Below are 15,567 nucleotides of genomic sequence, written 5' to 3'. Positions count from 1 at the left end.
CGTCACACCCCCGTTCCGGTCGCCCGCACGAGCCGACCGGGCACCATCGAGACCATCTCGACCTTCCTGAGGAACCGGTCGGGTACCACGACGACCATCCCGATCTCCCGCACAAGCCGACCGGGTGCCGTCGTGATCGCCCTGAGGAACCGGTGGGGTACCACGACGACCATCCTGATCTCCCGTACAAGCCGGCCGCGTGCCTCCGTGGCCGTCCCGGTCTCAGCCGCCACCGCAACCGCCCCCTCCACAGCCACCGCCACCGCCACAGCTCGACCCGCCACCCGAGTCGCCTCCCGAGCCGCCTCCCGAGTCGCCCGAGCCTCCGGAGTCGCCGCCCCAGCCTCCGGAACCGAAGGAGCCGTCCCCCGAGCCGAAGGAGCCGCCTCCGCAGGAGCCGGCGGCGCATCCGGTCGTCGAGGTGTATCCGCTGTCGCGCTTGAGCTCCTCCTCCAGGGTCGGGTCTCCGAGCTCGCCCAGGCCGTACAGGGCGACGGGAACACCGACCGCGAAGGCCAGGTCGGGGGCCATGGGGCGGGCGCCGCGCACGTGGAGCCGCCGGGCGGAGTCGAGCGCCTCGCGCCCGGCCTGGCTCAGGATGCCGCGCAGCGCCCGCTTCTCGTTGGAGTAGGTGACCAGGCCCCTGAGTGCCATGAAGGCGCCGAGCAGCGGCACCACCACCCCGGGGAAGCTCGTGAAGATGCCTGCCAGCAGCATGCCCACGTTGACGACCAGGGCGAGCACCGAGAGGATCAGAAGCCGGTTCAGCAGCTTCCACGCGTGACCGAGCGCCTCGTCGGGCACGATCAGGCCCAGGCCCATCAGGCGGTAGCGCAGCCCGCTCATGGCGTCGCCGTCGGCCACCGTACGGCGGAGCTCCCCCACCGAGCAGGAGCCGCCACGGACCTGGAGGGCCTCCAGGAGGGCGTGCTCGACCGGATCGGGGGAGATGCGGGTCCCGGCGACGAGACTGACCTGGCCGCCTCGTGAGACCCGGATGGCGCCGGTCCTGGCCAGCATGCCGAGCGCGGTGTTGAGCACCCGGCGCGGCCCGCCCGCCAGGTAGGCGAGCTCGTACGGGGTCATCTCACCGCGGTGGTGGGTCACGGCCGAACGCACCCGGCGGTGCTCACGGCGCAGCGCCACCCTTGCGAAGCCGACTATCAGAATGAGGACGATTACTACGACGTACGGGATCGCCTGCATACCCGTCTCCCCAGGGGAAAGAAGGGCTCGCGCCCATCTTGTCCTGATAGACGCTCACAGACCCCGGGAAGTTTCCCCTCAACCGCCACAACTATCGCGAGCCGTCCCGGGCGACCGGGGTCACCGGTCGTGACCCGTGCCGAAGGGCCGGTACGGAGTCAGGGCGGAAGCCGGCCGATCGCCCTTCTCTCCTGGCCGGGAGGGCACCGCCTCTCATGGCTCTCTTGACCGAGGAGCACCGCCTCTCCTGTCCATGCCGGGGAGGCACCGCCTTTCATAACTTCCCAGCCCGAAGAGGCATCGCGCGGTCGCCGTGCCCCCCGGGAGCGGGGCACGGCGACCCCGGGATCAGCCCAGCCGTTCGACGAGCGCGTTGTACTCGTCCCAGAGTTCCCTGGGGAAGCGGTCGCCGAAGGTCTCGAAGAAGGCGGGCATCAGCGACGCCTCCTCCTTCCAGGTCTCCCTGTCGACGCTCAGCAGGGTCCGCAGGTCCTCGTCGGAGATGTCCAGGCCCTCGGTGTCGAGCGCGGCGGGGAGCAGGCCGATCGGCGTGCGCACGGCCTCGGCCTCACCGTTGAGGCGCTCGACGATCCACTTGAGCACGCGGCTGTTCTCGCCGAAGCCCGGCCAGATGAACGTGCCGGCGTCGTTCTTGCGGAACCAGTTCACGTAGTAGATGCGCGGCAGCCGGACGTTCTTCCGCTGGCCCATCTTGATCCAGTGGGCGAAGTAGTCGCCCATGTTGTATCCGCAGAACGGCAGCATCGCGAACGGATCGCGGCGCAGCTCGCCGACCTTGCCCTCGGCCGCGGCGGTCTTCTCGGAGGCGACGTTGGCTCCGGTGAAGACGCCGTGCTGCCAGCTCAGCGACTCGCTCACCAGCGGGATCGCGCTGGCGCGGCGCCCGCCGAACAGGATCGCGGAGATCGGCACGCCCTTGGGGTCCTGCCACTCGGGGGCGATGATCGGGCACTGGCCCGCGGGGGTGGTGAACCGGGAGTTCGGGTGGGCGGCGGGCTCGTCGCTGTCCGGGGTCCAGTCGCGGCCCTTCCAGTCGGTCAGGTGCGCCGGGGGCTCGTCGGTGAGGCCCTCCCACCACACGTCGCCGTCGTCGGTGAGGGCGACGTTGGTGAAGATGCTGTTGCCCCAGAGCGTCTTGATCGCGTTGGCGTTGGTGGACTCGCCGGTGCCGGGGGCGACGCCGAAGAAACCCGCTTCGGGGTTGATGGCGTACAGGCGGCCGTCGTCGCCGAAGCGCATCCAGGCGATGTCGTCGCCGATCGTCTCGACCTTCCAGCCCGGGATGGTCGGCTGGAGCATGGCCAGGTTCGTCTTGCCGCACGCGCTCGGGAACGCCGCCGCGACGTAACGGGTCTCTCCCGAGGGCGGGGTGAGCTTGAGGATGAGCATGTGCTCGGCGAGCCAGCCCTCGTCGCGGGCCATCGTGCTGGCGATGCGCAGCGCGTAGCACTTCTTGCCGAGCAGGGCGTTGCCTCCGTAGCCGGAGCCGTACGACCAGATCTCGCGGGTCTCGGGGAAGTGGCTGATGTACTTGGTGGAGTTGCACGGCCATGGCACGTCATCCTGGCCGGGCTCCAGCGGGGCGCCGACCGAGTGCACGGCCTTCACGTAGTCGCCGCGCTCCTCGATGAGCCGCAGGGCCTCATCTCCCATGCGGGTCATGACGCGCATCGACACGGCCACGTAGGGCGAGTCGGTGATCTCGACGCCGAGCTGGGAGATGTCACCGCCCAGCGGGCCCATGCAGAACGGCACGACGTACATGGTCCGGCCGCGCATGCTGCCCTGGAAGATCTCCCCGAAGGTCCGGCGCATCTCGGCGGGGGCGATCCAGTTGTTGGTCGGCCCCGCGTCCTCTTCGCGCTCGGAACAGATGTAGGTACGGTCCTCGACCCGGGCGACGTCGCTGGGATCGGAGGCCGCGTGGAAACTGTTCTGCCGCTTGGCCAGACGCGTGAAGGTTCCCTGCTCGACCAGCAGATTCGTCAGGCGGGTCCACTCGGCCTCGGAGCCGTCACACCACTCGATCCGATCCGGCTGGGTCAGCTCGGCGATCTCTCTGACCCACGCGACCAGCTCGGTATGGGTGGTCGGGCTCAGGGCGGTCACGTCCATGGTAAGAGACACTGCTGGGGCTCCTTTGCATTTCTCAGGGCCAAAACATCATTGACCACCAAACCGCACACAATCCAATTGGCATAGACCAGTGAATTTGCAGGATTGGCGTCTCGGCGTTGCCAATCCCCCTGCCCTGTCGGGCATACGGGCTGGCAGTGGCCGCGATGTTGAGGAGACCTACCCAAAAGAAGTGCGATTAAAAAAAGCCGTCCCCGCAGTGGTATAGGCCAATCACAAAGGTCTAAACCAATCAATCAACAGGTTCAGACCAATTGCGCGGCTATTTCCCCTGCCCAGACTCAGGAATTCACGTCGGGGCCCGCGGCGCGAACGCGGTCCACGTGTTGAAGCGCGTCCCGCAAATCGGTGAGCCAGGTGTCGGTGTGGTTGCCCACCAGGCGCACGCACCAGGCGAGCGCGTCGCTCCGACTGCGGGCCACTCCGGCGGCGACGAGCGTGTCCAGAACCCGGCGCTCGGACTGGCGCAGCCGGGTCATGACGGGGATCGACAGTGTGGTGAACATCACCGTCTCCTCACCGACGGCGATCCCCCAGGAAACCTTCCTGCGAAAGCGGTGTTCCGCCTCCAGCGCGATCTCGATGCGGCGCTCCCTGGTCTCCTCCCGGAAGCGCTGGATGCCGCCCTCCATGGCGGCGGTCCGCTCCACCTCGGAGGCGTCCTCGCCGAGCACGGGCGCCTGGAGCCTGCCGACCACCGTGATCTCCTCACGGTCCAGCACGATCTCCGGCTGGCCTTCGAACCACTCCTCGGGCAGTCGCCCCAGGAACCAGCCTCGCAGCTTCGCCGCTGCTTCATCGTTTTCCATGTAATTTAGATTACAACGCTTTAGTTGAAGATGCCAGCATCGTGTATCGGCGATGACGTGAGTACGCGCGGCGGTGTTCATGAGCGTCGCCGAGCGCGAGAATCAGCGCATGAGCTCACCTCCGCGCGCCGAGGGACTGCGCGAACGCAAGAAGGCGAAGACCCGCTGGACGATCCAGGAGCACGCGTTGCGCCTGTTCGTCCAGCAGGGCTACGAGGCCACGACCGTCGAGCAGATCGCCGAGGCCGCGGAGGTGTCGCCGAGCACGTTCTTCCGTTACTTCCCGACCAAGGAAGACGTGGTCGTGCAGGACGAGTACGGCCCCCTGACCCTCGCCCTGTTCCGCGAGGTCCCTCCCGGCACACCGCTGATCGGCACCTTCAGGCAGGCCGTACGGACGGCGTTCGGCGGATTCACCCCCGCCGAGTTCGAGAAGGTCTCCATCCGGGCACGGCTCATCTTCTCGGTGCCCGCGCTGCGCGCCAGACAGCTCCAGAACGCCGTCGACACGCACGCGATGATCTGCGCGGAGGTCGCCTCCCGCACCGGCCGCGACGCCGGCGACTTCGCGGTCCAGACCTTCGCGGCGGCCGTGATCGGCGTCATGATCACCGCGATCACCCGCTGGGCCGGGAATCCGACGGAGAACCTGCCGGAGCTCATGGACACGGCCCTCGCCCACCTCGCGGCCGGTCTGCCCCTCTAGGCCGCTCCTAGCGGACCTGGGCGGCGACCCCGGGGCTGATCCGCACGACACCGGCGAAGTTGCGGGTGCTGACGGGGACGATCTTGACCACGTCTCCGGTCCTGGGGGCGTGCAGCATCTTGCCGTCACCCCAGTAGATCGCCACGTGAGAGACGTAGCCGGGGTTGGTGGGGTCGTTCCGCCAGAACAACAGGTCTCCCGGCTGGGCCTGGTCGAACGGAATCTGCGGACCCGAGACGAACTGCTGGTGCGTCACCCGGGGCACCGTGATGCCCGCCTGGGCGTAGGCCCACTGGACCAGCCCCGAGCAGTCGAAGGAGTCGGGTCCCTCGGCGCCCCACACGTAAGGACGGCCGAGCTTGCTGACCGCGGCGGTGAGGACGGTCTTGATCTGCGGCGCGGCCAGGAAGGCGTCCGCCGGCCACACCGTGCGGCCAGGATTCACCGCCTGGCCGGGAGCCTCGGGAGACTTCAGCACGGGATTGATCACCGCGATCTGACCGCCCCTGGGCAGGATCCTCAGCAGGGTGCTGCGCAGCGCGCCGGAGTCGACCTGCGGAGCGCTCACCACCAGCGCGTTGTTCTCCGGGATGCCCAGCGCGCGTGCGGTCGGCTTGGAGACCACCGCGTCGATGGAGCCCATGCCCATTGTGGCGTAGGCCCCCACCCGCAGCGTCCGCCTGGCGGTGGTGAAGGTCTTGCCCAGCGGCATGCCGCCGTCGTTGCCGAGGACGAAGGAGACCGCGACCTCCCCGGCGGAGACGTTGCGCCAGAGCCTGTCGGACCCCGCGGTCGGCTTGGGGGTGTACGCGCGGAAGGTCGAGGGGTTCACCCCGAGCGTCTGCACCCGCTTGCCGTCCAGCGTCACCTCGGCGGCGTCGGCGCGCTCCACCGACCGCACCCCCCTGGTCTTGGTGATCTTCGCTACCACGGCCGGGCTGAGCGGCTTGTTCGCGACGATGAACAGGTGCGGCCGCCGGATCGCGGTCAGCGGGGCCACCGGCGGCGGAGCGGCGGCCTGCGTGGGCCGGGTCTCGACCAGGCCGTCCTGTGCGCGTCGTACGGGCTGGGCGGGCCCGGTGGGCTGAGCGACGACGGAACGGCGCAGGGCGACCGCCTCCGAGCTCCGCCCTGACAGCTGCACCAGGATCATCAGATCGGCGGCCAGCACGGTGACGACGAGGACCGAGATGACGGGGACGGCCCGTCTCATGATGTGGATGGCGCGGTGGCCGTACTTCACCCGGGGGCGATATGCCAGATCCTGGCGGGCCTCACGGATCAGGCCGGAGACACGCGTCCGCCGATCGAACACGATGTCTCCCCTTCCCGTCCGGAGTCAGCCATACGAGGGTGCCGTACACCGAGCCATAATGCACGCGAATCCACCGAAAAGCGTCTTATCTTCGACACGATCACACGCCGGATGAAGCCCTTCGGACACACGACGATCCGCCGGGACCAGGGCCCCGGCGGATCACTGGATTCGGGTGAGGTCAGTTACCGATGTACGGCACGGCCTCAAGAATCTCGACCGTGTTGGAGCGGCCGTTCGGCATCGTGTAGGAGGCCTTCTCGCCGATCTTCTTGCCGTTGATCGCCGCGCCAAGCGGCGACTTGGGCGAGTAGACGTCGATCGGGGCGCCGCTCTCCTCACGGGAGGCGAGCAGGAAGGTGACCTCTTCGTCGTCGCCCTGGAAACTGACGGTGACGGTCATTCCGGGGCCCACCACACCTTCGGTGCGGGGCGCCTCGCCCACCCGGGCGTTCTCGATGATCTGATGGAGATGGTAGATGCGGGCTTCCATCTTGCCCTGCTCGTCCTTGGCGGCGTGGTAGCCGCCGTTCTCCTTCAGGTCGCCCTCTTCGCGGGCGTCTTCGATCTTCTTGGCGATGTCGGTGCGCCCGGGCCCCGAGAGGTATTCGAACTCCGCCTTCAGGCGGTCGTACGCCTCCTGAGTGAGCCAGGTGACGCTCTCGTTGTGGGAGTCGGCCACGGGTTCTCCTTGCTTCCTCTTGGGGGCTTCGTTCTGGTGTAGCGGATGATCTGGGTAGCGGGCGGTCGAATTTCGAAAGGCTAACAAGTTAACCGCTCAAACGCTTCCCCAAATGTCTCACTATACGAGATAGCAGTAGTGCACGGCACCCGAAGTAGCCGGGGCACTGGTCTCTAGCCGTTCGGTAAGCCGAACATATCCCTCACCAGGTGGAATATTGACCTCACGGCTCCCCACCTCCACGTGGTTGACATCCGTGGCCTGGAGCTGGCACAGCACAGCCCGGTCGGTTGGCTTGCTCACTTCGAAGGTGATTTGCACAGAATCACCGCTGCTGGCATCAAAAGCAATGACTTGGTTGCTGACTTCAGTGTCACCTCCCGCCGCCCACATCACATAACCCCACCCACCTGCGCACACGGCGCAGAGGATCGCGATCACGACGTGCACGACGAAGCGCCCCTTGCGTTCCGGACGATCGGGGAAGTCGCCCGGGGTGCCAAGGATCGGGCCGTCATGACGGCCCTTCTCGGCCTCGCTGGTGGCCATGACGGAATCTCCCTGCACTACCTCGGTGTTGTCCGAGACAATTGTCCCTCGCGGGGGCCTCGCCCTCGCGACCGCCCAAGAGAAACTAACCTCTTCCTAGAGTGACTTAAGCCCAGGGAGCGGTGCGGCACGAGCGAGCGAGGCGAACGGCATGTCGAGACATGACGTCCGCGAGGCAAGCGAAGACCCGAGCGCAACCGACATAGAGGAGACATCGAGCCCGTGAGTGCACCGCTGAGGCTGATGGCCGTTCACGCGCATCCCGACGACGAGTCGAGTAAGGGCGCGGCCACCATGGCGCGCTATGTCGCGGAAGGCATGGACGTGCTGGTCTGCACCCTCACCGGGGGTGAACGCGGTTCGATCCTGAATCCCAAGATGGATCGCCCTGACATCCTTGAGAACATCGGCGAGGTCCGGCGACTGGAGATGGAGCGCGCACGGGAGATCCTCGGTGTGCAGCAGCGTTTCATGGGATTCGTCGACTCCGGCCTGCCGGAGGACGAGAGCGAGCCGCTGCCCGAGGGCTGCTTCGCCGTCCAGCCGCTCGAGATCGCCTCCGCGCCGCTGGTCGCCGCCGTACGCGAGTTCAGGCCGCACGTCATCCTCACCTACGACGACGACGGCGGTTACCCGCACCCCGACCACATCATGACCAACCGCGTCTCGGTGGAGGCCTTCGAGGCCGCCGGCGACCCCGACCGCTACCCGGAGGCCGGGGAGCCCTGGCAGCCCCTGAAGCTCTACTACCAGATGGGCTTCACCAAGGAGCGGTTCGAGGCGCTGCACGAGGCGATGACCTCACGCGGCATCGGCTCCCCCTACGCCGACTGGATCTCCCGGTGGGAAGACCGCCCGCAGAAGTGGCCGGTGACCACCAAGGTTCCCTGCGGCGACTACTTCGAGGCCCGCGACGAGGCGCTGCTCGCGCACGCCACCCAGGTCGACCCCGACGGCTCCTTCTTCGTCTGCCCGCGTGACCTGCAGCGTGAGATCTGGCCGACCGAGGACTACCATCTGGCCCGATCGCTCGTGGATGTCGAGCTTCCCGAAGACGACCTGTTCACCGGCATCCACGCGGACAACGTCTCGCACGCCTGCCACTGACACGACTGTGGGGGGTCGGTGGCAAACTTGAGATGTGATTGCATTTGACAGCGCCATCAAAGGTGAGATCGGTCCCGGCCTGGTGGGATTCCTCGTCGTCGCGGCATTGGGCTTCGCCCTGTTCCTGCTCGTGAAGTCGATGAGGAGACACGTCGCCAAGATCGAGGTTCCGTCCGAGGCGGAGCTGCGGAAGCAGAACGACACCACCCCCACCTCCCCCTAGCCGATCTCCCCCGGAAGATCCGGCGCAGACCCCTCTGAGGACGGGCATGCCTGAAAACATCGAGGTCTCCGACCATCCGGAAGCCTCTCGCTTCGAGATCCTGGTCGACGGCGAGGTCGCCGGGTTCGCCCAGTACCGGCGACGCCCCAATAAGATCTTTTTCACGCACACCGAGATCCTCCCCAAGTTCGAGGGAATGGGCCTGGGTAGCCGCCTGGTCGTCGCGGCCCTGGACCAGAGCCGTACGGCAGGCCTGCCGGTCGTGCCGCTCTGCCCCTTCGTCGCTCGATACATCCGGCGACACCCCGAATACAAAGATCTGGTGCATGAGGACTACCTCGACCTGGTCGAGGACGGGGAGTGACAGCGGGGCGGCGCGTGTAGGCCGTACGGCGCACCGCCCTCACCCTCGGAGGCCGCACCGTCCTGGGCTCCGAGCCGCACCGCCCTCACCCTCGGAGGCCGCATCGTCCTGGCCTCCGAGCCGCACCGCCCTCACCCGCTAGTCGCCGAGCACGTCCGTCGACGACCAGGCCCGCTCCAGGGCCCTGGGCAGGCCCCAGCGGCCCAGCGGGGTGAGCACCTCGGTCCTGTCGACGATCCCGAGGCACGCCCACAGCGGTGTCACCGAGCTGAAGAGCGTCTCCGCCGCCTCCAGGTCCTCCGGCTCGTCCAGCGCGACGTCGATGTCCTCGGACTCGGCGATGAGCCGGGCGATCCGCTCGGGCGAGGCCAGGACCCCCGGCCCGCGCCTGGCCAGGGCGGCGACCACGGCCAGCCAGTCCGCGTGGTGGATCGCGCACAGCGCGGCCAGCACGGAGTCCTCGTGGCTGAGCTCGTTGTCCAGGTTGGAGAACTCCTCAGCGCTGTCGTCCTCATCGGGCAGGTCCGAGATCGGCCCGGCGATGCCCGCCGTGACGGTCAGCCAGAGGTCCTCGTCGTCGGCGGGCAGCGGCTGCCCGTCGTATCCGGCGCACGCCCGCAGCACGTTACCGGGGTAGCCGGGCTCGGCCAGCACCTCGCGCAGCCGCGTGGCGGCGGCCTTCAGCTCCCTGACGGGCCGTTCGGGATCGGGCAGCTCCGCCAGGATGCGGCGCAGCTCGCTGAGGGCGAACGCCTCCTCCTCGTCCCAGGCGGCGAACAGCTCCTCATCCTGCTCGTCGCTCACCGCGGCTCCCGGCACCCTCCCGTCGGGCAGCGGGCTGGTGAGCCAGCGCTCCTGCAGGTCCGCGTAGACCTCCCTGGCGTCCTCGTCACCCTGGGCGAGCGCGTCGGGATCGATCTCCCCGGCGGCGACCCGTTCTTCCAGATAGGCGACCAGGCCGCGGAACATCTCCGCGCCGATCGGTCCCCGCTCGTCCTCCTCGGGCCAGACGAAGAAGCTGCGGGTGAGCAGCAGCGGCTCGGTGCCGGTGGACTCCAGCCACCGTTGCACGTCGCCCACCGTCGCCCCACCGGACTCGATCGCGCTGAGCGTCGTCTTGGCGGAATCCCAGAAGGGCAGTGACAGCGGGTTGCCCACCGCCATCAGCGCTCTCCTCAGATCGGGGATGGCCACCAGCGCCACCCCTGAGGGCACGGCAAGCAGCGCGCGAGCCACATCACGCCGGGTCAGCTCGGAGGCTGTCCTGCCGGCGTGCACACAGACGAAGTCGAGATCCACGCCCAGAGAGCCTACGCCCGATGCCGCACCAGCACATCTCCCCAGCTCAGTTGGGCGCGAGCCGCGTCGGGTACGACCCCGCATGTTCACGGTGTGGCCCCGTGTTCGGTTTAGTGTGAGGTGAGGCCGTGGAGGTAGAACGAGTACGTGCGATCCGAGCACGTCTCGCGCGACGAGAACGCACGCACCACTTACGCAGGAGGGTCTCGATGAACAGGTTGAAGGACGCCACCAGTCCCTATCTGCGGCAGCACGCTGACAACCCGGTGGACTGGTTCGCCTGGGGGGACGAGGCCTTCGAGGAGGCCAGGCGGCGGGATGTGCCCCTGTTGATCAGCGTCGGGTATTCGGCGTGTCACTGGTGTCACGTGATGGCGCACGAGTCGTTCGAGGACGGCGGCACGGCCGCGATGATGAACGAGCACTTTGTCAACGTGAAGGTGGACCGCGAGGAGCGTCCGGATGTGGACGCGGTTTACATGGCGGCCACCCAGGCCATGACCGGCCAGGGCGGATGGCCGATGACGGTCTTCGCCACCCCGGAGGGACATCCCTTCTACACCGGCACCTACTTCCCCAGGGAGCAGTTCCAGCGGCTGCTGACCGGGGTGTCGAACGCCTGGACCGGCGACCGGGCCGCGGTGCTGGAACAGGGATCGAAGATCGTGGAGGCTCTGAACGAGCGGTCGGCTCTGCCGTCGGGGCCGCTGCCCACCCCGAGCACGCTGGCGCGGGCCGTGCACGGCCTGGCCGAGTCCTTCGACCAGGTACGCGGCGGATTCGGCGGGGCGCCCAAGTTCCCGCCGTCGATGGCGCTGGAGTTCCTGCTGAGATATCGCGGAGCTCCCGTGATCGAGAGCGGGCAGACGAGCCCGGAGCCGAAGGAACCCCGGGCCACCGCGAGCGCGGCGAGGTTGATGGCCGACCGGACGCTGGAGGCGATGGCCAGGGGCGGGATCTACGACCAGCTCGCCGGTGGATTCGCCCGCTACAGCGTGGACGCCGGCTGGGTGGTGCCGCACTTCGAGAAGATGCTCTACGACAACGCGCTGCTCCTGCGGGTCTACGCGCACTGGTGGCGCTCGACCGGCTCGGTGCTGGGCAGGCGGATCGCGCTGGAGACGGCCGACTGGCTGCTGGCCGAGATGCGCACCCCGGAGGGGGGTTTCGCCTCCGCCCTGGACGCCGACAGCGAGGGGGTGGAGGGCAAGTTCTACGCCTGGACCCCCGAGGAGCTCCACAAGGTCCTCGGCGAGGAGGACGGTGCCTGGGCGGTCGACCTGTTCGAGGTGACCGGAACGTTCGAGCACGGCACCTCGGTGCTCCAGCTCCTGGCCGATCCCGAGGACGCCGAGCGGTTCGCCCGGGTTCGCTCCGCGCTGCTGGCCGCGCGGGCCCATCGGGTACGGCCGGGCCGCGACGACAAGGTGGTGGCCGCCTGGAACGGCCTGGTCATCGCCGCCCTCGCCGAGACCGGGGCGCTGTTCGACCGTCCGGACCTCGTTGAGGCGGCGCGGGCCGCGGCCGTGCTGCTCGACGAGCTCCACATGGACGGCGACCGCCTGCTGCGCACGTCACGCGACGGCCGGGCGGGTGACAACGCCGGAGTCCTGGAAGACTACGCGGACCTCGCGGAGGGCCTGCTCGCCCTGTACGGCGTGACCGGGGAGGTGCGCTGGTTCCATCGGGCCGGGGCGCTGCTGGAGAACGTGCTCGACCGGTTCTCCGACGGGTCGGGAGGGTTCTTCGACACCGCCGACGACGCCGAACGACTCTTTCAGCGCCCGCAGGACCCCACCGACAACGCGACCCCCTCCGGCCAGTTCGCCGCCGCCGGGGCCCTGCTCTCCTATGCGGCCCTGACCGGTTCGGCCAGGCACAGGGAGGCGGCCGAGGCGGCTCTCGGCACGGTGACCGTACTCGCGGACAAGCACGCGCGGTTCGCCGGGTGGGGCCTCGCGGCGGCCCAGGCGGCCGTCTCCGGCCCGATCGAGGTCGCGATCGTGGGCTCGCCGGATGATCCGGCGACGGCGGCGCTGCACAGGACCGCCCTGCTCTCGTCTCTGCCCGGCCTGGTCGTGGCGCTCGGCGAGCCCGGTTCCGAGGAGGTCCCGCTGCTCTCCGGCCGCGGCCTGGTGGGCGGCCAACCGGCGGCCTACGTGTGCCGCCGCTTCGTCTGCAAGCTGCCCGTCACGACCCCCGCGGGGCTCCTGGCCGAGCTGGAGAACGGGAGCGGAGGCGACGACTAGACGGAGGGCCTGACGCCCGGGGCCGGCGGTGACGCGTCGGCCCCGGTCCTGCCCAGGGCCCTGGCCGTTGCCCTGATCCCGGCCCTGGCGGCGCTAGCCCTGGCCGTTGCCCTGCCACCGGCCCTGGCCTTGGTCCTGGCCGTTGTCCTGCCACTGCCCCTGGTCCTGGCCGTCGCCCTGACCTTGGTCTTGGCCGTTGCCGCCGTTGCCGCCGTTGCCGAGTTCGTCGCCCGTCCCGTCGCCCGTGCCGTCGGGAGCCTGGTTCTGGTCGGGGGACGCGGGCTGGTCGGGGACCGAGTTTCCCGTCTCCTGCGGGTCGGGGGCGACGGGGTCGCCGTTCTGGTCGAGCCCGTCGCCGTAGTCCTGGCCGTAGGGTCCGTCGGACGGGCCGTCGGACGGGTAGTCGCCGTAGGGCGTGGAGTAGCCGTAGTTGGACGGCTCGGGGAAGTCCTTGACCGGTTTGCCCGCCATCGCCTCGGTCATGAAGGCGTGCCAGATCTGAGCCGGGTAGCTCCCGCCGAACTGGGCGCTGCCGCCCACCACCACCGGTTTGTTGTCGTCACGGAACATGTCCACCGCGGTCGCCAGTTGCGGGGTGAACCCGGCGAACCACGCGGCCGCCGACTCGTCGGTGGTGCCGGTCTTGCCCGCCACCGGACGGTCGTAGAGGCGGGCGGCCGAGCCGGTTCCGGCGTTGACGACCTGGGTGAGCGCGTAGGTGGCGTCGATCGCGGCCTGCTCGCTGAAGGCCCGCTTGCCCTTGGTGGTGCTCTTGGTGACCTTGCCCTGGGCGTCGGTGATCGAGCGGATCACGTGGGCCTCGTGGTGGACGCCCTCGGCGGCGAACGCGGCGAAGCCGGAGGCGTTCTGCACGGCGCTCACGGACGCCACCCCCAGCGGGAGCACGGCCGCGGCCTTGTGCGGGGTGAGCTGCGCGGCGGGGATGCCCGCGTTCTCGGCGAGCTTGACCACCTTGTTCAGGCCGACCCTCTGTCCGAGGTCCACGAAGGCGGTGTTCACCGAGTTCTGGGTCGCGGTGACCAGGTTGATCTCGCCGTACGACTCGCCCTCCGAGTTGGGAATCGGATGCTCGGGGTCCGAGGCGACATGCATCGGCGAGTTGCCGTTCACGCGGGTGTCGAGGCCGAGGCCGTCGTCCAGGGCGGCGGCCAGGGTGTAGGCCTTGAACGTGGATCCGGCCTGCACCTTGGCCGAGAAGGAGTTGTCGAACTTGTTGGCGGTGTAGCTGCGGCCGCCGTAGAAGGCGACGACCTCGCCGGTCGCGGGGTCCACCGCGGCCAGGCCGGTGCGGACCTTCTTGGAGGTGTCTTCCGGCAGCACCGAGGTGACGGCCCGTTCGGCGGCGGCCATCAGGTTCTTGTCGAAGGTCGAGACGATCTTCAAACCGCCCTGGTTGATGACCTCGTCGGTGTAGCCCCTCTGCTTGAGCTCGGCCGCCACCTGGTCGAGCATGTAACCCTCCTGGCCCTTGGGCTCGAAGATCGCCTTAGGTGCCTTGAGGGTGGGGAACTTGACCGCGGCGGCCTGTTCGGCGGTGATCGCCCGGGTCTCCACCATTCCGTCGATCACCGATCGCCAGCGTGCCTTGGCCGCGTCGAGGTCGGCGCCCTTGGGGTTGGCGAACCGGGAGGGCTGCTGGATCACCGCGGCGAGGTAGGCGCTCTCGGCGAGGGTCAGCTTGCCGACGTCCTTACGGAAGTAGGCGTTGGCCGCGGCCTGGACACCGTCGGCGCCCCGGCCGAAGTAGATCGTGTTGAGATACTGCTCCAGCACCCATTCCTTGGACTTCGACTGGTCCACCTTCAAGGAGATCATGACCTCCTTGAGCTTGCGGACGACGGAACGCTCCTGGCTGAGGCCGCTGTAGTAGTTGCGGACCATCTGCTGGGTGATCGTCGAGCCGCCCTGGAGCTGCTGACCGCTGACCGTGGACCACATGGCGCGGAAGGTGCCCGACACGGACACGCCCTTGTCGTCGTAGAACGAGCGGTTCTCGGCGGCGATGACCGCGTTTCTGAGCGTCTCCGGCACCTTCTGCAGGGGCACGCTCTTGCGGTTCACGCCCTGCTTGGCGAGCACGGTCTTGCCGTCACGGTAGTAGATCACCGAACCCTGCGCGGTGGCCTTGGGCTGCGTGCTGTCCGGGATGGGGGTGACGGCCCACACCACTGCGAGCAGGCCGATGACCGAGAAAAGACCGATGCCGAAGACGATGAGTGTGATCCGCAGGAGTCGTCTCCCGGGTCTGCCCTTCCCGCCGCCCATTCGCACGCGTGCCCCCGATCAAATCCGCACCAGACCCCCGTCGGTTGTGCGGATCGTTAAGGTTAAACGATGGATAACGGTGTCTGGACCCTCCTTGGGATGGTACGGCTAGCCGCTCCCCTGGCGTGGGACATCGGCCACCAAAGGCAGAACCCGGTATGGCACGGGAGTGTCCAGTGCTATCACCGTTGAGGTCCTGACAACACCGTGCACGTCAACGATCAGGTCAATGACCCGCTGCAGATCGGCATTGCTGCGTGCCACCACCCGGCAGTGCATGTCGTCACCCCCGGTGATCGTGTGCACCTCCAGGACCTCGGGGATGGCCGCGAGCTGGTCGGCGACCGGCTCGTGCCCGCTGAGCTGCCGGATCTGCAGGGTCACGAACGCGGTCACGTCGTAGCCGAGCGCCGCGGGGTCGACGTCGGGACCGAAGCCGGTGATCACTCTCCGTGCGGCCAGCCGATCGAGACGCGCCTGCACGGTCCCCCTGGCCACCCCGAGCCGCCGCGAACACTCCAGCACGCCGAGTTTGGGCTCCGCGGCCAGAAGGGCGATGAGCCGGGCGTCGAGTTGATCAATTGTCATGGTGTACAGGCATCCCGATGTCACGCG

The 15,567-nt window shown here is 68.5% G+C and carries 15 protein-coding genes; 5 read left to right on the top strand and 10 right to left on the bottom strand.

The window, feature by feature from the left end:
- Positions 1–2: 2 nt before the first annotated feature.
- From CHC08_RS31480 to CHC08_RS31465, 4 genes are all read right to left on the bottom strand, one after another.
- Positions 3–233 (bottom strand): hypothetical protein, encoded by a 231-nt coding sequence (locus CHC08_RS31480; RefSeq protein ID WP_089211012.1) that lies wholly within the window; start codon positions 231–233, stop codon positions 3–5.
- A complete protein-coding gene (locus CHC08_RS31475; RefSeq protein ID WP_089211011.1) occupies positions 223–1,206 on the bottom strand; it encodes a TIGR04222 domain-containing membrane protein in 984 nt (327 codons plus the stop codon). The genes CHC08_RS31480 and CHC08_RS31475 overlap by 11 nt, the downstream gene beginning before the upstream one ends.
- A 348-nt stretch (positions 1,207–1,554) precedes the next feature.
- Entirely contained in the window at positions 1,555–3,342 is a 1,788-nt protein-coding gene (locus CHC08_RS31470; protein ID WP_089211010.1) for a phosphoenolpyruvate carboxykinase (GTP), read from the bottom strand.
- Positions 3,343–3,644: 302 nt separating this feature from the next.
- The gene (locus tag CHC08_RS31465; RefSeq protein ID WP_089211009.1) at positions 3,645–4,172 is read right to left on the bottom strand and encodes a hypothetical protein; all 528 of its coding nucleotides are present in this window, start codon (positions 4,170–4,172) and stop codon (positions 3,645–3,647) included.
- A gap of 109 nt (positions 4,173–4,281) precedes the next feature.
- Here CHC08_RS31465 and CHC08_RS31460 point away from each other — a divergent pair, with 109 nt between their 5' ends.
- Positions 4,282–4,878, top strand: a complete 597-nt coding sequence (locus CHC08_RS31460) for an acyl-CoA-like ligand-binding transcription factor (RefSeq protein WP_089211033.1) — start codon at positions 4,282–4,284, stop codon at positions 4,876–4,878.
- 7 nt (positions 4,879–4,885) lie between these two features.
- Here CHC08_RS31460 and CHC08_RS31455 read toward each other — a convergent pair whose 3' ends face one another.
- From CHC08_RS31455 to CHC08_RS31445, 3 genes are all read right to left on the bottom strand, one after another.
- Entirely contained in the window at positions 4,886–6,193 is a 1,308-nt protein-coding gene (locus tag CHC08_RS31455) for a C40 family peptidase (RefSeq protein ID WP_245878677.1), read from the bottom strand.
- A gap of 181 nt (positions 6,194–6,374) precedes the next feature.
- A complete protein-coding gene (gene greA, locus CHC08_RS31450; protein WP_089211008.1) occupies positions 6,375–6,875 on the bottom strand; it encodes a transcription elongation factor GreA in 501 nt (166 codons plus the stop codon).
- A gap of 120 nt (positions 6,876–6,995) precedes the next feature.
- Entirely contained in the window at positions 6,996–7,424 is a 429-nt protein-coding gene (locus tag CHC08_RS31445) for a DUF4307 domain-containing protein (protein WP_089211007.1), read from the bottom strand.
- Positions 7,425–7,646: 222 nt separating this feature from the next.
- Here CHC08_RS31445 and mca point away from each other — a divergent pair, with 222 nt between their 5' ends.
- The 3 genes from mca to CHC08_RS31430 are packed head-to-tail and all read left to right on the top strand — an operon-like array spanning position 7,647 to position 9,118.
- Positions 7,647–8,531 (top strand): mycothiol conjugate amidase Mca, encoded by an 885-nt coding sequence (mca, locus tag CHC08_RS31440; protein ID WP_089211006.1) that lies wholly within the window; start codon positions 7,647–7,649, stop codon positions 8,529–8,531.
- A gap of 34 nt (positions 8,532–8,565) precedes the next feature.
- Complete coding sequence (locus tag CHC08_RS31435; protein ID WP_089211005.1) at positions 8,566–8,754, top strand: hypothetical protein; 189 nt, start codon at positions 8,566–8,568, stop codon at positions 8,752–8,754.
- A 46-nt stretch (positions 8,755–8,800) separates the two neighbouring features.
- A complete protein-coding gene (locus CHC08_RS31430; RefSeq protein WP_089211004.1) occupies positions 8,801–9,118 on the top strand; it encodes a GNAT family N-acetyltransferase in 318 nt (105 codons plus the stop codon).
- A 138-nt stretch (positions 9,119–9,256) separates the two neighbouring features.
- On the opposite strand, the gene CHC08_RS31425 is transcribed toward CHC08_RS31430, so the two are convergent.
- A complete protein-coding gene (locus CHC08_RS31425; RefSeq protein WP_089211003.1) occupies positions 9,257–10,417 on the bottom strand; it encodes a hypothetical protein in 1,161 nt (386 codons plus the stop codon).
- A gap of 209 nt (positions 10,418–10,626) precedes the next feature.
- On the opposite strand from CHC08_RS31425, the gene CHC08_RS31420 reads away from it, so the two are divergent.
- Positions 10,627–12,666 (top strand): thioredoxin domain-containing protein, encoded by a 2,040-nt coding sequence (locus CHC08_RS31420; RefSeq protein ID WP_089211002.1) that lies wholly within the window; start codon positions 10,627–10,629, stop codon positions 12,664–12,666.
- Between the two features lie 93 nt (positions 12,667–12,759).
- On the opposite strand, the gene CHC08_RS31415 is transcribed toward CHC08_RS31420, so the two are convergent.
- Together CHC08_RS31415 and CHC08_RS31410 are read right to left on the bottom strand one after the other, a co-directional pair.
- A complete protein-coding gene (locus CHC08_RS31415; protein ID WP_179282319.1) occupies positions 12,760–14,952 on the bottom strand; it encodes a transglycosylase domain-containing protein in 2,193 nt (730 codons plus the stop codon).
- Between the two features lie 108 nt (positions 14,953–15,060).
- On the bottom strand, positions 15,061–15,540 hold the full coding sequence (locus CHC08_RS31410; protein WP_089211000.1) for an Lrp/AsnC family transcriptional regulator: 480 nt from the start codon (positions 15,538–15,540) through the stop codon (positions 15,061–15,063).
- Between the last annotated feature and the right edge of the window lie 27 nt (positions 15,541–15,567).

This window comes from Streptosporangium subroseum, assembly GCF_900188345.1.
GTDB lineage: Bacteria > Actinomycetota > Actinomycetes > Streptosporangiales > Streptosporangiaceae > Streptosporangium > Streptosporangium subroseum.
The sequence above is the reverse complement of the archived record's forward strand: the minus strand, read 5'-3'. Positions and strand labels throughout refer to the sequence as shown.